A 21,079-nucleotide genomic window follows, 5' to 3' on the forward strand; every position below is an offset into this window, starting at 1 on the left:
TTATATAGTGAATTAGTTGATTAGTGATTGTTTGTTAAATCTTTATTATTACTCTGTTCTTAAACTTTTTACTGGGTTTGCCGCTGCTGCTTTCATGGTTCTTGCACCAACTGTCAATAAAGCAATTAACAATCCCGCACCAATAAAAAACCAGATACTTAACGGTACTCTGAATGCATAATCTTGAAGCCATTGATCTAAAACATACCATGAAATGGGTGTTCCTATAACAAACGCTATACCCACCAATTTCAAAAAATCTTTGGTTAACAATATGGTTATTGACGATGTGCTTGCACCAATTACCTTACGCACACCTATTTCTTTTGTTCGTTGAGCAACAACCAATAGCGACATAGCGAACAAACCTATACAGCTAAGCACAATACCTAGAACAGAACCTGCCGTAACAATGGTTGCCATTGTTTTTTCTCGCCTAAATGTTCTATCTATATTTTCATCTAAGAAAGACCCCAGAAACTCAGCATTAGGCTCAATTTTTTGCCATGCATTTTTTATTGCATCGAAGGATTTTGCCATATCTGCAGGTGCCACTTTTACGTAAGCGTAATACAACTCGTAATCTCTATCTAGAAAAAAGGTTAATGGCTCAATACTTTTACTAACATCTTGATGATTAAAGTCTTTTAATACTCCAATGACATTATACGCTACAGAATCTTCATCAAAATATACTCTTGTCGCTAACGGATTTTCTTTTTCATTCAACTCCTTCACCATTGCTTCGTTAATAACCATGCTTAAGCTATCTGCACTATATTCTTTACTGAACATACGACCTTCTACCAACTGTAAATCTAAGGTTTTTGCATAATCATAATCAACCGTAAGCACATTGCTATGTACAATCCTACCCTTATATTCAAAACCCAAAACACTGCTAGAGATGCTACCGTCTTTACCACGCCCTAAATTATTGTCTGATCCACTAACGGCTAAAATATTACCATTACCCTGCAGCTCATTTCTTAAAAGTTCTACCACGCGATAACTATCTTTCTTTCCGTTTAATGGTATTGATACTACTTGTTCTTTATTGAATCCGAGATTTTTATTTCTCATAAATTGAATTTGACCTTGAAAAACCAAAGTGCCCGTTATCAATACAATTGCAATTACAAATTGCACTACAATCAACGCATTTCTAACTCCGTTTTTACCCAATTCCCATTTGCCTTTCAAAGCTTTTAAGGTATTTAGCTTACTTAACAATAAAGCAGGGTAACCACCGGTAACCAAAGTCACTAATAATATACCTAACAAAAAACTACCAAGAATTGTTGGTGTCATTAAGTTCGCAAAAGTTGCATTTGTATTAAATAAGGTCTTATATGGATTTATAAGCAAGTTAGATAGCACCAATGCTAAAACAATTGCTATGGCAAACACCAATAGGCTTTCTAACCAAAATTGACCAAAAAGTTGCCCTTTTACAGCACCTAATGTTTTTCTCATGCCTATTTCTTTCAAACGTTTTTCGCCTAAAGCAATATTCATGTTGACAAAATTGGCACAGGCTATGAAAATGATTAAAAAGGCAATACCCAGAATCATATACGGGAAAGTTCTTTTTACATTTAATACCCCAGAATTAAAATTCGCAAAGCGTTTGTCGATATATGATAACAAACCTAGTTGAGCATAATTACCATTAATATCTGGCTGTGCGCCATCGCGTTTCATATTATTTATTAACTCTTCGTTATGCAGTAAAGTGAAATCTACCGTACTTTTTTCAAACTGAGATTTAGATACTCCGTCTTCCAATTGAACATATACTGGATGATTACGAGCATCCCAAATATCTATATTCTCTTTGTATTCCCAATGACTATCGAAAGGGATAGCAATATCAAAACTAACACTACTATTATCTGGTATGCTTTTTAGAATGCTTGAAACCTTAAATGGTTTCTCGTCTTTACCTATGAGCACCTTCACCGTTTTACCTATAGCATCTGTAGTACCAAATAACTTTTTAGATGCCTCTTCTGTAAGGGTTATTGAGTTTTGATCTTGTATGGGTTTATTGTTATTGCCCGCAAGTGTTGGATAACTAAAAATGGAAAAAAAATCTGCATCTACATACTCGGCATCTAAATTAAAATCATTATCGCCGTAAGACACTAGCGCATTTTCACTCAATGCCCTTGATATATGTTTTACACCTGGCACCTCTTCTTTTAAAGCAGGAGCAAAAGGCACCGGATTAGCTGTAGAAATATCGGAACCTTTTGGTGTCTGGTTTGAATAATACACTTGATAGGTAGATGCCTTATTTACATGAAATTGATCATAAGACAACTCAAATAAAGCTGTCATGGTCAACAACAACGCCACCGCAAATGCTAAAGTAAGTCCAACGATATTTGCAGCAGTAAATACCCTATTCTTAAACAAGTTTCGCCAAGCGATTTTTATGTAATTCTTAAACATGATTTGATTAACATTTTGATTGATTGATGACTTTTATATTACTCCGTTCGTAAACTTTTTACCGGGTTTGCCCTTGCTGCTTTTACGGCTTGGAAACTTACCGTGACTAAAGCGATTACCAGTGTTAATACTCCGGCGATTACAAAAACCCACCAAGAAATAGTTATTCTAAATGCAAAATCTTCTAACCAATTAGACATATAATACCACGAAACAGGTATTGCAATTAAAATAGAAATACCTACTAGTTTTAAAAAGTCTTTTGATAATAGCGTTACAATAGTACCAACCGAAGCACCTAATACTTTTCTAATACCTACTTCTTTAATTCGATTTTCTGCCATGTAACTTGCCAAACCAAATAAACCTAAACAAGAAATTAAAATGGTCAGCAAAGTAAATAGTCCGGCAAGCTTGCTCGTTATCTGTTGATCACTGAATTTCTTGGCATACTCGCCATCTACAAAGTCATAATTAAATGGATACTCTGGGTTATAGTTTTTGTACACGCGCTCTATCGTAGCCAAATTATTTGCTGTGGTATTTGCCTCATTCAATTTCATATGAACGACATTGAACCAACCTTTTGCCCCTTCAATAACCAAGGGTTCAATTTTCTGAAAAGGGGAATTGAAGACAAAATCTTTTACGACACCTATTACATGCCACTTTTTGCCATTATCGTTTACAATTTCACCAATTGGGTCCTCAAAACCCATTAATGCAACCGACGTTTCATTTAAAATTACTGCGGTAGAATCAGTAGGGTATTTTTGCAGATCTATATCTCTTCCTTCCAAAAGTTCCAGACCTAAGGTTTTGACAACGGCATCATCAGCCATCAATCTTAAAATGATTGTTTTATCATTCTCCTTTTTACCTTCCCATTCTATACCCCAAGTATTGCTCCAACTTTCAGTAATTGGAGAACTTGTTTTAGTTACTGAAGTGGCAGCGCCAGATTTCAAAAGTTCTTCCCTTAATGCACCATAGTTCTTTTCAATATCACCCTCTATAAAAGTGTATATCAAATTATCTTTTGCATAACCCAACTGCCTATCCTGCACTTTTTCTAGTTGTTGCGTAATAATCAATGTAGCGGTAATTAAAATAATAGCTACCGAAAACTGAACCACAACTAATACCTTTCTAGGTGTAATTAATGTATTTGCTTTATGAAATGTTCCTTTTAATACTGCAGATGGTTTAAATGCAGATAAGTATAATGCAGGGTAACTACCAGCCAACATTCCCGTAAATAAAATAATACCTATAGCAGATAACCAAAACGCTTTACTTGTAAAATCTATAGAGAGTTCTTTACCTACCAAATTACTAAATGAGGGTAATACTAAAAGTATGATTACAAAAGCGAGTAGTGCTGCAATTGAAGAAATCAACATGGATTCACCCAAAAACTGATATATCAAATACTTTTTAGGAGCTCCCATCACTTTTCGAACGCCTACTTCTTTGGCTCTTTTCTCACTTCTGGCGGTACTTAAATTCATGAAATTAATACAGGCGATGAGCAATATTATAGCTGCTATAAAACCGAACATTCGTATTAACTCTATTCTTCCCCCTATTTCTTTTCCATTTTCAAATTCTGAATATAAATAGGTTCTTGAAAATGGATACAATAGCGTTTCCATATCTGGCGAATCTTTATCATAATTCTTACGTAGGGTCTTAATATTCGCCGAAAAGTTATTAAAATCAACATTTTCTTTCAGCTTAACATATGTAGCAACCGAGTTGTTTCCCCAGTTATTATCATCCCAGTCTTTTTGAATTAGATAATCCCACGGGACTAAAAACTCGAAAGTAAAGTCGGTATTATCTGGCAAGTCTTTTAATACACCCGTAACCTTAAAACTATCGGCATTGTCAATTTTAACCAGTTCACCAATAGGGTCTTTATCACCGAATATCTTCTTTGCAAATGTCTCTGTAATTACTACGGAGTTTACGTCGCTTAAAACGCTCTCAATATTTCCTTGTACCAATGGAAAGCTGAAAATATGTAAGAAATCTGGATCTACGATTGTACCTGTTGCCTTAATTCGCTTTTCATCTACAGAAAATAAAAAAGGTGTATCATAATAATATCTAGACACCCAATCTACCTCTGGGTAATCTTTTTTAATAGCCGGTGCCATTGCTTTTGGCGTGGAGTTCCATGTCCAAATTTCTCCCTCTATAGCATATTGATTGTTTACTTCATAAATACGCTCTTGGTTTTCATGAAATCTATCGAAACCTAATTCAAAATTTATCCAAAGGACAATTAGCGTAAAAACAGTTAATCCTATTGAGAGTCCGACGATATTCAATACCGAAAAACTTTTGTTTCGAATTAAATTCCTCCAAGCTACCTTTAAATAGTTTCTAAACATGGTTCTCGTTTTTGATTATTTGATGACTTTTCACTACTCTGTTCGCAAACTCTTAACAGGGTTTACCATTGCTGATTTCACTGCTTGTATACCCAATGTAAATGCTGTTATTAAAATGGCGATTACAGCTGCCAAAACAAACATCCACCATTGTATAGAAATACTATAGGCGAAGCTGCCCAACCAAGCATTCATTACATACCAAGCAATAGGAAAAGCAATTAATGCACCTATACCGACTAACAGTATATAATCTTTTGACAGTAATACTACTATTTTAAGTACACCGGCACCTAAAACTTTTCGAATACCTATTTCTTTAATCCTTCTTTTTGCCATAAATGATATTAGACCGAACATGCCTAAACATGAAATAAATATGGTCATCATGGCAACCACATTAACCGTCTTTAACATACCTTCTATAAGCCTATATTGACCACTCACTTTTTGACTCAACAATTCTTGAGAAAAGCTCTTTCGAGAATTCACTTTAGAAAAAGCAGCATTCATTATATTCTGAATTTCTTTTTCTTTCCCTTCCATGACTCGAACAGATAAATACCTGTGATGTGCTAAATCTTTCTCATCGTTATAATAATGTACCAAAGGCTCTACCGAGTTTTGTAAATCTTGATAATTGAAATCTTCCATAACGCCCACAATGGCGAAACCGTCAGAATCATCATTTCTATAATTTAAGCGCTTCCCTTCTATTGACGTCCATCCGAATGCCTTCATGGCGCTGCGGTTTATGATAACCGACTTACTTTCACTATTATCTAAGGTGGCATCAAAATCTCTACCTAAAGCCATTGGTATTTTCAAAGTTTTTAGATAACCGTCATCTGCATATGAGCGACGAATACGAACATCTACATCTGTATTTGGGTCATAAAACGTACTGTAATTAAAATAATAGTCAGATGGTACTGCCTGACTAGCACTAACATTTTCTACATACGGATTAGCTTTTAACTCATCTAACAGCGCATTGAAGCTAGATTTTGCAGCATCTATATTTTTATAATCTAAATCTATGTTCGCTGCGATAACATTTTCTCTATCAAAACCTAAATCTGCACTTTTCATAAACCCGATCTGACTATTGAGAATAATGGCAACACAAATGAAAAGGATAGCAATGGTAAATTGTAAAATGACAAAGGAATTTCGAAGTAGAAAATTACTCTTTGCGGAATCTATTTTTCCTTTAATTCCCTTTGAAATCGGTAATGATATGAATCTTAAAGTAGGTAAAACACCAACAATTAAAGTTACCAATATCCCCAAGGCTATAGCACCTAAAATTACAGGGTAATCATTTGAAAAACTGAAACTAATTTCACCAAAATCTGCTCCAAAAACATCATTCATTTTCGGTAACAAAACACCAAGAAAGAGTCCGCCAGAGATTAAAATTGATAATAAAACCAATATTCCATTTTCAAGACAAAACTGTACTATCACTCCTTTTTTAGTACCTCCTAATATTTTTCTGACCGCTATATCTTTTGTACGACGAAACATAGTAGAAGTATTCAAGTTCAACAAATTAACTAGCACAATAAGCAGTACAAAAAAAGCTGCTGCGATATTTCCGTTAATTATAATTTTAGCAACGGGAACGGTATCCATTCGCATCTCCTCATATGGCATCAATTCAATTCTTGAAATGGTTCTAGGATCGGCATAATTTTCTACTACCAGTTGATTTACTTTCTTTTGAAATTGCAAAACATCTGCCTTTTCATCTAGCTTTAAGAATATGGGCGAAAAACTGTTGTCCCAATTTGTTTGTCTAATAAATATCGGATTATCTTCTAAAATCGTATTCGGTAACAATACCCCTAGCCTAAATGATGAATACGGACTAATAGGTTCTAAAACCCCAGTAATGTTGAGATTTAAAGTATCTGCAGCTATTAAATTTTTACCAACTGGGTTCTCTTCTCCGAATAATTGCTTGCTTACCTTATCAGTTAAAACAATAGAATATTTCTCTATTAAGGCATCACTCTGATTTCCATATTTTAAAGGCAACCCGAATACTTCGAAAAACTCTGGATCGGCATACGTAGTTGTCTTTTGAAATTCTTTATTATCGCTCTCTAACCAAATATTACCCCAGCCATGCATGTGTGTACCTGCCTTTATTTCGGGAGAAGTGCTTAGAATTTTATCTAATAAAGGGTAAGTAACTTCATTGTAGCTATTACCATCTGTTAAGTGCGTTTTTAAATACACTATATTTTCTTGGTTAGGAATATTAGCATCTGCTACGTAATATGCATACACTGAAAACAGCAATGTCAACACACTACCAATACCGATACTTAAACCTAATAGATTTAATGAGGAGAGCAATCTGTTTTTCCACAGATTACGAAGCGATAGTTTTAGGTGGTTTTTTAGCATGGTTGGTTGTATTACTCGGTTCTCAAACTTTTTACGGGATTCGCTTTTGCTGCTTTTATAGCTTGAAAGCTAACGGTGAGAAGGGTCACAAACATAGCACCTACTATGGCTATGGCGAAAATCCACCATTTTAGAATTACTCTATATGGGTACTCTTGTAGCCAACCGTTCATTACAAAATAAGCTATGGGCACCGCTATAAAGCAAGAGATAATTACCAATTTTAAAAAGTCTTTAGATAACATATTCCAAACATTAAAAATAGAGGCTCCCAAAACTTTTCTTACCCCTATTTCTTTCTTTCGCTGCTCTGCCACAAATGACGTTAAGCCAAATAAGCCCAAACAACTTATTAATATTGCAAGTGCTGTAAATACCCCAGAGAGTGTTCCAATACGTTCTTCAGATGCAAATTTTTCTCCATATTCCCCATCAACAAAATCATACTCAAATGGGATATCTGGAAAGTGCTCTTTAAATACATTTTGTATGGTAGTTATGTTCTGGGTAGCACTTTGGTTAGGGTTCAACCTCATGTTATAATAACTAGCATTGTCATTTCTATCATACACATATACTCCTTGTTTTACTGGTTCATAGGGTGATTGGGTAATCATATCTTGTACAACACCTATTATTTTTAATGGCGGATTAGGGTCTTCCTCATTATCATCTCTTAATAACTGACCTACCGGATTCTCCATTCCCAAATATTTCTTAGCAGTTTCATTAATTAACACCCCCAAAGAATCTGTAGCAAAATCTCTAGAGAAATCTCTTCCTTCTACTATTTTCATATTTAGCGATTTTGCGTATTCTGGAGACACTTCTGTCCAAGCTAGATCTTCTTGAAAACCTTCTGGCTTTCCTTCCCAAGTAAAACCTCCTCTATTCGACCATATTTGAGTTGTTGGACTACTAGATGTTGACATTTCTATCACTGCACCTGACCCCAAAAATTCAGTACGCATTAAATCATACTTACCAACAAAATCTTGACTGAATGTCGGCACCTGAATTAAACCTTCTTTATCATACCCTACAGGTCTATTTTTAGCAAAATTGATCTGTTGCATGACTATTACAGTACCAATAATAAATGCCACGGAAACCGTAAACTGAACCACAACCAATATTTTTCTAGGCAAACCTGCATATTTTCCGGTTTTAAAGGTGCCTTTTAAAACATCTACTGGCTTAAAGGATGAAAGATATAATGCCGGATAACTACCCGCCAACAATGATGTAAACAAAATGAATAGTAGTGAAACTCCCCAAAAAACTCCATTACCCCAAGGAAATACAATCTCTTTTTTAGAAAGCTCATTGAAGCCGTTTAATGAGAGTAGCACTAGTAAAATAGCAACTATGAAAGCAAATAATACAACTATAAAAGATTCACTTAAAAACTGATAAATTAACTGTCCTCTTTGTGACCCTATTGATTTTCTTATACCTACTTCTTTACCTCTTTTCTCTGACCTTGCGGTACTTAAATTCATAAAATTTATACATGCCAAAAGCAGTACAAAAGCCCCAATAATACCAAAAAGCCAAACATACTTAATTCGACCTCCTACTTGTTTTCCATTTTCAAAATTGCCACGTAAATACCACTCCTCCATCGGAAAAAGAAATATCTGAGGATTGAATTGCGCTGTATCTTCATTTAGGTTTTTCTTTACATTCTTGATCGTACTATTTATTTTATCAAAAGTTACATTATCTGCCAATTGTACAAACATCTGAAATGAATTGTTACCCCATTGATCTTCTGCATTTCGTATCCATTCATTATTGGCTAAATACTTTTTCCACGGAATTACAAAATCGGTATCATTAAAAGAATTGTTTACCGGTATATCGCTATACACAGCACTTACATTCATCTTATGTTCATTACTTACCGTAATTATTTTGCCAATAGGGTCTTCATTACCAAACAGAGCATCTGCTGTAGATTCAGAAAGCATGATAGAATTAATTTCTCTTAACCCGTCTTTTTCTCCTTTTATAATGTTTAAACCAAACATTTCTATACCAGCTTTTTGCATATAATTGCCAGGTCTAGAAATATTTTTTTCACCATATTTTAGATAGTGATCATTAGTCCAAGAGCACATAATCAAATGCTTAAAATTATCGCCATAACCGTCTCGCAAGCCTTTTTCTAATGGTCTAGGTATTGCAGGTCCTGTACCTGTTTCTCCATTAAAAGTTTGTGATTGAAAGACCTGAGCAAGACTATCTTTATTTTTAAAATAGCGATTGTACGAAAGCTCATCTTGTATCCATAACCCTATGATTAAGGTTACTGCCATACCTAAGGCTAATCCGCCAACATTGATAAACGTATATCCTTTGTTCTTTAAGAGATTTCGCCAAGCTATTTTCAGATAGTTTTTAAACATGATTGTTCGTTTTTTGATTGATGATTAGCTTATGCTAAAAATTGATTGTTGATTGATGACCTAAAACTTAAGTCTAAATTCGTGCCACACTATCAAAATACTGATTATCAATTTTTTATAATAAACACCAATATGTTGAGTGTAAAATATTTTGACAAAAGATGTACAATATATTTACAAAGACCGATTAAAAATCAGAATGTTACACTACTCAAAGTATCAACCTAAAACGACTAATTACCACCTGTAAAATGGCTATTCCGATCGTAAACTCTTTACTGGATTTACAACTGCCGCTTTTATACTTTGATAACTTACCGTTACTATAGCTACTACAATTGCCAATACTGCTGCCAAAGCGAAAATGCCGATACCGATTTCAATGCGGTACGAGAAATCTTCTAACCACTTATTCATGGCGAACCAACCTAGGGGCAAAGAAATTACAATAGCTACACCCACCAATTTTAGAAAATCTACCGTAAGTCGGTAAGAAATTTGACTTACAGTAGCCCCCAACACTTTTCTAACACCGATTTCTTTTGTACGCTTTTCAGCATTAAAGGCAGCTAATCCAAATAACCCCAAACAAGCAATAAAAATGGACAGCATAGTAAAAATGAAAAATATCTGACTCAGTTTTTGTTCCGCTTCATAGGTGGTATTAAAGGCTTCGTCCATAAAACCATAATCGAAAGGTTGATTAGGCGCCATGGCGTTCCATGTATTTTCTATTGCTGAAATATTATTTTCATAGTCTCCACCGTTAATTCTTACCGCCATATTCTCGGCATCTGAATTAAGTTGCATACCTAGTGCTCCAATGTTATTACGCAACGATGTATAATGAAAGTCTTTGACCACTCCGATTATAGTATAGTAGGTAGGGTTTTCTTGATCTATTTCTTCAGATATTCGCATACCTAAAGCTTCTTCTGCAGTGACATTAATAATAGGCAACGTAGCTTCATTTATTATCATTGCCGTAGAATCTGATGCATATTGCGGATTAAAATCTCGCCCAGCAACTATTTCCATTTCCATAGTTTTTAGGTAATCTGAATCTACGGCCCATTCTTGCATTTGAATGGCACTTTCTTGATCTCTTGCACCTTCTTCAAAGAACGAACTATCTGACCTCCAAGAAGGTGTTGGGTAGTAATCACTTAACGTAACGCTCTCCACATAACCCATATTAGCAATTTGCTCTTTAAAAGCTTTGGTCTTAGAACCTATAGCCCCTATATCGTTAATTAACAGTACTTTATCTTTAGAAAAGCCTAAATCTTTGCTCTGTATGTAATTTAATTGTTGAAATACCACCAAGGTACTTATGATAAGAAATACCGAAATTGAAAATTGAAATATTACCAAGGCATTACGTACCCTACCATTACCTACACTTTCTGCACTACCACCTTTTAAGCTTTTAACAGCAGTAAATCTTGACATAAAAAATGCTGGGTAACTTCCTGAAAATAGCCCAAGCAACAAGGTTGATACCAACAACACCAACCAGAATAAAGGCTGAGTAAAAGGAATTGAAATTGCTTTACCCGTAAAGCTGTTAAAAAAAGGCAAAGCCAACAATGTAATTATTAGTGCCGCTAACAAAGACACAAATGCTATTAAACCTGATTCTGTTAAAAACTGAAAAACCAGATTCATTTTATTGGACCCTAAGGTCTTTCTTACCCCAACTTCTTTGGCTCTCTTTAACGAATGTGCAGTAGATAAATTCATGAAATTTACACTCGCGAGAATTATTAAGAAAAGCCCAATAAAAGATAAGATGTAAATGTTTTGAATACTACTTGTTGCATTCATTTCTGAGCTTTTATCTGAATGCAAATGAATATCGGTCAAAGCCATCGTCTGGTACCTAATATAATTACCAGATGCCGCAAAGGACTCTGCTGTCATACCCGGAAAATATTTTTGAGCCCATGGCAACATATACCGCTCTAACATGCCCTGCAAAGGTCCTTCAAAATCTTTTGCTGTGGTTCCCGGTACTAGTTTTATAAATGTGAAATAATTATTTCCACCCCAATTATCTTCTCTAGATGCCACGTTGCCCGCCATTGCCAAAAACACACTATAGTCATTGAAGTAAGAATTTTTAGGCATGTCTTCAATCACTCCGGTTACCGTATAGGTATCAGTATTATCCAACAATAAATTCTGACCAATAACATCTGTAGAACCAAAATGTTTCTCTGCGGCAGTTTTAGTAAGCACTAACGAATTTATGCCCGTTAATGCTGTTTTAGCATTACCAGCAATTAAATCAATCCCCAAGAATTCAAACATTGTAGAATCAGCAAAGGTTATATGGTTTTCTTTGGCACTTCTGTTTCCTCCAACTTTTTTCACATACGCACCACCTACAGTTCTAAAACGAACTGAAGATTCCACTTGTGGATAATCTCTTTTTAAGGTTTCTGCCATTGGTGCTGCAGATTCACCTGCTTTAATTTCCGCCCCTCCAAATTTTATATCTGAATCTATTCGATAAATCCTATCTGCATCGGCAAACATTTTATCATAACTAAGCTCGTCGTTGATATATAACGATATAATTAATGCTCCTGCCATACCAATGGCTAGTCCGAATGTATTTAGAAAAGTAAAAAAGGCTTGCTTTTTTAAGCTCCTCCAGGCGATTTTTAGATAGTTTTTAAACATGGTTCTCGTTTTTTGATGCTTGATTACTGCTTATCAAATTCTAATTTCATGCCAGTAAATTAATTTATTGATTTTCAGGTAATTACATAATATTTTAAATATTGAGTGTCAAATATTTGGACAAATCATGTTCAAATATTTGACAACTCAATTTACTCTGTTCGTAAACTTTTTACAGGATTAACCCTAGCTGCATTGAACGCTTGAAAACTAATGGTCAATAAGGCAATAAAAACTGCGACTATTGCAGCTATGACAAACGACCAAGCATTAATAGAAATACGATAAGCAAAACCTTCTAACCAGTTTTGCATTAAAAAAAAGGCAATAGGTATGGCGATGACTATTGCCATGAATACCAAACGCATAAAATCTTTGGACAACAAGCCTACTATTCCTGTAATGCTAGACCCCAATACTTTACGAACTCCTATTTCTTTTCTACGTTGGTCAGCTGTAAAGGCAGATAGCCCAAATAAACCTAAGCAAGAAATTAATATGGCAAGAAGCGCAAAAATTTGAGAAAGGTTTCCTATTAATTTTTCACTTTTAAACTTGGCATTATAGGTGTCATCTACAAATTCATATTCAAAAGGAAATGCGGGATTAAACTTTTTTAATGATGCTTCCATACTAGCTAATGCCGCTGTTGTTGCTACGCCCGACTTCGCCTTTACATACATAAAACGCCCTTGGCTTGGGTCATTAAAAAATATCACCGGATCACTAGACCCGTACATATCATCATATAAATAGTCTTTAACAACACCAATTATAAAATAATCTTCCTCTATTGTTTTACCAATGGCACTGCCTTCACCCATTAATCTTGCAAAGGATTCACTAACCAATAGGTTGGTGCTATCCTTTATTGGGTTTCTACTGAATCCCCTACCCTCAATAATTTTCATACCTGTGGTATTAAAGAAATCTGCTGTAATATCTCGTACAGATACCAGTACATCTTCAGTATCTACACCGCCTTGCCAATTTAATCCGGATGTATTATTTCCGCCTGATAAAATATCAGAATTTATAAGTCCAATACTTTCAATCATTCCTGAAGACTTCATATTTTCTTCAATAGGTTTGAAGTTTTTAATGATATCTCCATTCACAGGTATCTTGACTAAGTTTTCTTTATCATACCCTAAATCGCGCCCTTTTACATGTTGTACTTGTTGGTAAACAATTATGGTACTTATTATAAACACGATGGAAACTACAAACTGAATAGCTACGAGTCCTTTTCTGATAAATGATGCGCTTCCTTTTGTTTTTCGTGCCCCCTTCAATACATCTACCGGTTTAAAAGAAGACAAGTAGAATGCCGGATACCAACCCGCAACAAAACCACAAACCAGTGTGATGCCTAGTAATGTCAAAACATGAACAGAATTGAACAAACTAAAATCAAGCTGTTTATCTATCATCATATTAAACTGTGGCACCAGTAATTTTAATAACAGCACACTCAATACGGCAGATAAGGCGGCAGTTATTATCGCCTCTGCCATAAACTGAGCTATTAGCCCTTTTCTTCCTGAGCCTAATACCTTTCGTACACCTACTTCATTTGCTCTTTTTTCACTTCTAGCAGTTGCCAAGTTCATAAAATTGATGCAGGCTATCAATAAAATAATAATGGCAATAAGACTAAACAGCCTTACATAAGTTATTTTACCTCCTATATTTTTACCTCCTTCAAAGGCGGACCTTAAATGCCAGTCTTTCATAGAAAATAAAAATGCTATGGTTTCGTCATCTTCCGTTTTCATGGGAAGTATTGCTTTTACTTTCTCATTGACAACATTAAAATTTGCTTCTGGAGAAAGCTCCACAAAAGTGTCTGAAAAATTAGCACCATATTCTTTTACCCATTCATTATCCTTTGCAAAGCGCTCAAAAGGAACAACCCAATCAAAACTGTATGTGATATTGTGTGGTAAATCTTCATAAACTCCTGAAACGGTATAACTTGTTTCATTATTTATTTTAATTACTTTATTAATTGCAGATGTATTTTCGCCAAATAACTGGTTAGCCGTCTCTTGTGAGATGACAATGGCATCTACATCATTAAAAGCCGTTTCTAAATTACCTTCTACAAATGAGAGACTGAACATGCTTAAAAAATCTGGGTCTGCGTATCGTCCAAATTTATTGATAGAAGTTTCTCCTACCTGAAATAAAAAATCTTCTCCTTTTGTTCTAGCAGACCCAACTATTCCTGGTACTTCTTGCTTTAATACTTCAGCTAACGGACCAGGAGTAGCCTGAAAAAATGTACGCCATTCACCTTCGTATTGTTGGTTGGTAGGTACATAATACACTACATCTTGCTTGTCAAAATTTTGATCATAACCTACCTCATCTTCTACCCAAAGTAGAATCATTGCCGCACAGGTAATACCTATTGCCAAACCAAAAATATTAAGCATGCAATACCCTTTATTCTTCCAAAGGTTTCTCCAAGCGATTTTTATATAGTTTTTGAACATGATTCTCGTTTTTGATGATGAATTATTCTTTCCGTAAACTTTTTAATGGTTGTATCAATGCCGCACCTACAGATTGATAACTTATAGTCAGTATTGCGATGGTCAATGCAATTAAACCTGCTACTAGAAATATTCCCCAACCAATGGTAATATGGTAAGCAAAGTCTTGTAACCATCGGGTCATCATATACCACCCTATCGGCACAGCTATTATGATAGATACTAAAATAAGTTTCATGAAATCTAGGGTAAGCAACTTATAGATACTCTTAAATGGCGCACCTAATACCAAGCGTATGCTAATCTCTTTTTTACGCTGTTCTACCATAAATGCAGATAGGGCAAACAACCCTAAACACGCCACCAATATGGCAAATAATGCAAAGCTGTTGAATATCTTACCCATGCGCTCTACATCATCATGCATACGACTAAATTCTTGGTCTAAGAAGCTATAATTTATAGATTGGTTTGGAACATTTTTATTCCAAAGAGTTTGTATAGATTCTAATGCCTGGTTTACATTCCCTTTCTCCAATTTCAGTGATATAGACCCTAAATCTTTGCCAATTACCAATGACAAGGAAGAAATATCTTCTTTTAAGGACTTAAAATGAAAATCATCTACTACGCCTATTACTTTGAACATCTGCCCATTATTATTAATCTCTTTGCCAACTGCATTTTCTAAACCTAACTCTCTTTGCATATTGGTATTTATAATGATGGAATTCAATGAATCTGATGCAAACTGCTTAGAGAAATCTCTACCGGTATTAAGCGTAATACCTAATGTTTTAATGTAATCATAATCTACCCTCCAAATTTGAGCGGGTATGCCTCTACCTTCATTACCTTCGTCTTCTCTTCTAAAGGTATTTCCATTTCTACTACCACCATCTACTGGTAAATAGTTGGATATAGTTGCTGCCTTTACCTGTGGTAGTTGTAGTAACTGCTCTTTAAAATTTTCTGCACTATTCCCTAATACTCCGGTGCCCTCAAGTATCACCACTTGTTCTTTATCATAACCCAATTCTTTTTGAAGAATAAAGTCCATTTGCTGATAAATAATCAACGTGGCTATAATCAAGATTACCGATGTAGTAAATTGAAAAATAACTAATCCGCTTCTTAATTTCCCACTCTTACTACCTATACTTAAACTACCTTTTAGAACATTTACGGGTTTAAATGCTGATAAATATAATGCGGGATAAAGCCCTGCCAATGCTCCAACCAAAAGAGCAAAAATCAAAACAACAGGTATAAACCACCATATAGCCCAAGGCATTTCAATTGTTTTTGATGCGATAGTATTAAAAGCTGGCAATAATGCCCAAGCCAATAAAACACCAAGTATAAATGATACAAAACTGAACAAGATAGATTCGGTCATGAATTGCACCACCAAATTACTTTTATAGGCACCAATGGTTTTTCTTAGGCCTACCTCTTTTGCTCTATTAGCTGATTTTGCTGTAGAAAGATTAATAAAATTGATTACTGCTAATAGTAGTACAAAACCGGCAATAGCCGCAAAGAGCCAAACGAATCTAATATCGCCATGCTTAAGACCATCTGCCATTTTAATATCTGAATACAAGTGAATATCTGTGATAGGCTGAAGTTTATACTCCATGGTTCTTAGCACATCAATAAAATCTGGCGCACGCCCTCTTTCTCGTTGTGCAGGAATGATATAATCTTCAACAATAGAAACCATTTTTTTCTCTAATTGTTGAACATTTGTATTGGGGTCTACTAATACATAGGTAAAGTAGTTCTGATTGGTCCAACTTGCATTGGTGTCTTCAATGGGAATTAAAAAATCGTATTCTAAATGCGAATTCTTGGGCGCATCTTTCATAACACCTGTAACGGTGTACGGTTTACTAGCGTCATTATCTAAAATGATTGTTTCGCCTATAATCGTTTCATTCTTAAAATATTTTGCCGCTTTAGATTCTGAGATTACTATACTCTTCGGATTTGCCAATGCCGTGTTCGGATTGCCCTGCTCTAACTTCACATCTAGTATCTCAAATGCTTCTTGGTCTGCAAGTAAAAATCCGTCTTCGAGGTTATTTTGGCTCTCGTCAGCTAAACGAATACCACGTTTACCGGCTCCAAATATTCCTGTAGTATTTACTTTTCCCGCTTTCATAATTTCAGGAAAATCACTTTGCAAGACATCTGCAAAAGGTAACTGAAAGTGTGTACTTTTCATTACTTCACCCTTGTACATACCTTCTAGCACTACACGGTACATTTGATCCTTATTGGCGTAGTGTTGATCATAACCCACCTCATTGCGAATGAATAATGCAATTAAAAGACAGGCTGCTATACCAACAGCAAAGCCGCCAATTTTTATGGCGGCAAAGAGTTTATCTTTCTTTAAACTTCTCCAAGCAATTTTAAGATGGTTTCTATACATGATTCCCGTTTTATGTGATTGATGACACTTCTATTATCCGTGATTAAGAGATAAGCTTGGTTGGTTCGGTTTTTGGTTGATTAGTTATCTTCACTTCTGCTCCGCTCAGTGAACGGAACCAATAATTGATTGATGAATAAACTTCGCTACATCATGGCTCCGATTGCTCGGTTCTGACTTTCGGTTACTACTTGACCATCGAATAGGTTTACTACTCTATGCGCATAGTGCGAATCTCTATCTGAGTGTGTTACCATAACTATGGTGGTTCCCTCTTGGTTTAATTCTGTTAATAGGTTCATCACCTCGATTCCGTTTTTGGAATCTAAATTACCAGTTGGCTCATCTGCCAGTATTAATTTTGGATTGGTTACTACCGCTCTTGAAATAGCTACACGTTGCTGTTGACCGCCTGATAGTTGCTGTGGAAAATGCTTTTCTCTATGCGCAATTTTCATACGCTCTAGTACTTTCATTACTTTTTCTTTACGCTCCGCTTTACCCATTTTTAAGTAGATCAGCGGTAGCTCTACATTTTCAAAAACTGTAAGTTCATCGATAAGATTAAAACTCTGAAAAACGAAACCCAAATTACCTTTACGTAATTGTGTACGCTGACTTTCCTTTAACCCACCAACTTCATTACCGGCAAAATTGTAGCTGCCATCGGTAGGGTTATCTAACATACCAATAATGTTCAATAAGGTAGATTTACCACAACCTGACGGCCCCATAATGGCAACAAATTCTCCATCTTCTACTTTTAGGTTGACACTATTCAATGCCAAGGTTTCTACTTCTTCTGTTCTAAAACTTTTTTTAAGGTTCGTAATGGTTATCATATTCCTGCTATTTTGATTGTTATAATGACACCGAGAATTCTCAGATGTGACAGTTGGTTTTCTATTTTAATACTATTCTCTCGGCTTCGCCGAAATTATCATAGTTACTTGTAATTACTTTTTCTCCAGGTTCCAAGCCTTCTAATACTTCATAGTATCTAGAATTCTGCTTTCCTATTCTAATATTTCTTTTAATGGCTTCTCCACCATCAGAATTCACAACAAAAATCCATTGTCCGCCAGTGCTTTGAAAGAAACTTCCTTTTGGTAACAAAAGCGCATCGTTAGATTCACCTAATTGTAATTTAATGTTGTAGCTCTGACCTGAACGAATGGTCTCTGGCTTATTATCGGTAAACACTAAATCAACCTTAAACCTACCGTTTCTTACCTCAGGATATACCTTTCGTAATCGCAATGGAAATTCTGTTCCGTTACGCTCTAAAACCGCAACCAAATCTCTTTTCACTCTATCAATATAATGCTCATCGATTTCTGCTTCTATTTTATAATCAGTAAGTACATTAATCTGCCCTATTCGCTGCCCTTGTGCTATACTTTGCCCAATTTCGGCATCTAAAAATCCTAATTGACCATCTGCAGGAGCGCGAACATTTAAGTGATCTAATCTTTGGTAAACCATACCCAAAGTCTTTTGCATACGGTCTAAATCTGTATCCAAACCTTTTAATGATGTTGAGCGTAATTCATCATCCTGCACAGTTTGTACTTTAATAATTTCATGTTGTTTTTGAGATAATTCATAATTTTCTTTTGATAACTGAAATGCTTCTCTAGAAATTAGCTCATCATCGAACAAGGCTTTGTTCTGCTCATAATTTCTTTTCAAACGTTGTAAGTCTGTGCTTGCCGTCGCTAATGATCTTCTGCCTTCTACCTGTCTAGAATCGAAACTCATTTTGGTTGACCTTAAGTCATTTTGCTTTAAAGCTAAGTTACTTTCGCTAGCCAAAATCTGCTCGTACAAATTCATGTTCTCTAGCTTCAAAATGATATCACCTTTCTTTACCATGGCACCTTCTTCTATAAGTTTCTCACTTACACGTCCACCTTCATAGGCATCCATATAAATTGTGGCTATTGGTGCAACACTACCGTTAATAGTAATATAGTCATCGAATTTACCTGCAGAAACCTCAGCAATGGATAGCTTATCTTTTTCTGTTCTGAAAGTCGATACGGAACTTGCAAATAATAATTGATAGCCCACCAATAGCAACAACGCACCTAATGCGATGTAGCCGTAATGTTTTAACTTTAGTCCTTTTTTCTTTTCTAATTTTATGTCCATCTTATTCGTAATTCATTTTTCGTTTTTGCCTACTCTTTACTGACCCCTTTTAAGGGCTAGTTAGATTGAATATCAAATACTGTTAATCCTCGATAAAAATCTAATGTGCTTTTATTAATTTCTGAACGAAGCTTTACCTGTAAATTTTCATTCTGTGCACCAGCAAATAAATTCTTGGCCGTAAAAAGCTCTAAAGCGTTGATAAGCCCTTTCTCATATCGTTTTTGAGCAATAGTAAATGTAAGATTTTGTGCTTCCACTTTTTGATTGCTTTGCATCAACTCTACCAGTAAAGAATTATAATCTTGTACCAGTTTCTGTATAGCTTGAAACAGCTCTTGTTCTTGTGTTTTTAGATTGTTCTCTGCTCTCATCTTTTCTATTTTAGATTGCTTTAGTCTAGATCTTGCAGACCAACCATTACTTATAGGTACATTTAAATTGACACCAACATATTGTGAGGTATTATCTCTAAACTGCTCTCTAAATGGTAAGGTATTACCTAATGTATCTCTAAAAGTTTCGAAATACCCTGTTCCAATACCCGCAAAGAATGATAGTGAAGGGTATAATCTACCTCTTGAAACCGCTACTTGTTTTTTAGCTGCTTCCGTTCTAAATTCTTGTGCTTTTATCATTGGAATAAATTCCCTTGCTTCTTTATAAACAGAATCTGATTTCATTTCTTTACTCTTAACTTCAGACACTATTTCTTGTAAATCTTTTTGAATATTTATCTCTGACGTATTCTCCAAATTCATTTCTTGAATTAATGTTAATTTCGCAGCAGCCAACTGATTCTTACTTTGGGTAACATTTAATTCATCTGTCAACAGTAAAGATTCTGCTTCATACAAATCTGCACCAGCTTTCAATCCTAATTCTACCTGTCTTTCTACTAAGTTGTAATTAGATTGCGATACATTCAGTTGTTCCTTTGATATTTTTACAAGACCATCAAAAAACTGAATATCATAAAAAGCTTGCATCACTCTAAATGCCAATAAATATTTTTGTTGTAATACTTCTTCTTGGGTCGCCTTTAACAACAACTTAGATGCTTTTATCGCATTGATTTTCTGAAACCCCTGAAATAAGTCTATAGACGATTCTAATGAATAATTATTCGAGAAAAAATCTTGATTTACATATGTACCTGTATTGGGATCTTCTGCTCTACCATTGTTAACTCGATAACTAGAAAATGCATTTACTGAAGGCAATAAATTACGAACAGATTGCCTGTACGTTTCTCTATTTGATTGGTTGGTATACTTAAAGTCGTTTAATTGCAAATTATGTTCTAATGCAAAAGACACGCATTCATCTAATGTCCAACTACTATCTTGAGCCATTATAGACCCCCAAATAGAGAGAAGTAAAAGTATCGTTATTATAAATTTTTGATTCATTTCTTTATTGGTATGCCATTCTCCATACTATATGCGTGCCATAATTTTAATTTATTGATTATCAAGCACTTACATATTAATAAAAATTATACATATTTTACCAGTGTAAAAATGTTGTACAGATAATGTCAAAAATTTTTACACTACCATGAAAATATAAACTTCTATGTGTAGATTTAAATCAGTTAATAGATTGTTG

Annotated in this window: 10 protein-coding genes; all 10 read right to left on the bottom strand. The window is 35.0% G+C overall.

Annotated elements, in window-relative coordinates:
• Positions 1 to 48 precede the first annotated feature (48 nt).
• The 10 genes from Q4500_RS04910 to Q4500_RS04955 all read right to left on the bottom strand — a co-directional run bounded on the left by Q4500_RS04910 (position 49) and on the right by Q4500_RS04955 (position 20,880).
• The gene (locus tag Q4500_RS04910) at positions 49 to 2,457 is read right to left on the bottom strand and encodes an ABC transporter permease (protein WP_303598615.1); all 2,409 of its coding nucleotides are present in this window, start codon (positions 2,455 to 2,457) and stop codon (positions 49 to 51) included.
• Between the two features lie 38 nt (positions 2,458 to 2,495).
• Positions 2,496 to 4,856, bottom strand: coding sequence for an ABC transporter permease (locus Q4500_RS04915; RefSeq protein ID WP_303598616.1), 2,361 nt, complete (start codon positions 4,854 to 4,856; stop codon positions 2,496 to 2,498).
• A gap of 33 nt (positions 4,857 to 4,889) precedes the next feature.
• Complete coding sequence (locus Q4500_RS04920) at positions 4,890 to 7,274, bottom strand: ABC transporter permease (protein WP_303598617.1); 2,385 nt, start codon at positions 7,272 to 7,274, stop codon at positions 4,890 to 4,892.
• Between the two features lie 11 nt (positions 7,275 to 7,285).
• The gene (locus tag Q4500_RS04925) at positions 7,286 to 9,685 is read right to left on the bottom strand and encodes an ABC transporter permease (RefSeq protein ID WP_303598618.1); all 2,400 of its coding nucleotides are present in this window, start codon (positions 9,683 to 9,685) and stop codon (positions 7,286 to 7,288) included.
• A gap of 255 nt (positions 9,686 to 9,940) precedes the next feature.
• Positions 9,941 to 12,373, bottom strand: coding sequence for an ABC transporter permease (locus Q4500_RS04930; protein ID WP_303598619.1), 2,433 nt, complete (start codon positions 12,371 to 12,373; stop codon positions 9,941 to 9,943).
• 152 nt (positions 12,374 to 12,525) lie between these two features.
• Complete coding sequence (locus Q4500_RS04935) at positions 12,526 to 14,874, bottom strand: ABC transporter permease (RefSeq protein ID WP_303598620.1); 2,349 nt, start codon at positions 14,872 to 14,874, stop codon at positions 12,526 to 12,528.
• A 22-nt stretch (positions 14,875 to 14,896) separates the two neighbouring features.
• Entirely contained in the window at positions 14,897 to 17,314 is a 2,418-nt protein-coding gene (locus tag Q4500_RS04940) for an ABC transporter permease (RefSeq protein WP_303598621.1), read from the bottom strand.
• A 146-nt stretch (positions 17,315 to 17,460) separates the two neighbouring features.
• Complete coding sequence (locus tag Q4500_RS04945) at positions 17,461 to 18,156, bottom strand: ABC transporter ATP-binding protein (RefSeq protein WP_303598622.1); 696 nt, start codon at positions 18,154 to 18,156, stop codon at positions 17,461 to 17,463.
• A gap of 61 nt (positions 18,157 to 18,217) precedes the next feature.
• Entirely contained in the window at positions 18,218 to 19,468 is a 1,251-nt protein-coding gene (locus Q4500_RS04950; protein WP_303598623.1) for an efflux RND transporter periplasmic adaptor subunit, read from the bottom strand.
• Positions 19,469 to 19,524: 56 nt separating this feature from the next.
• On the bottom strand, positions 19,525 to 20,880 hold the full coding sequence (locus Q4500_RS04955; protein WP_303598624.1) for a TolC family protein: 1,356 nt from the start codon (positions 20,878 to 20,880) through the stop codon (positions 19,525 to 19,527).
• Positions 20,881 to 21,079 lie beyond the last annotated feature (199 nt).

The sequence above is a fragment of the Maribacter sp. 1_MG-2023 genome, assembly GCF_030547005.1.
In the GTDB taxonomy this organism is placed as follows: Bacteria; Bacteroidota; Bacteroidia; order Flavobacteriales; family Flavobacteriaceae; genus Maribacter.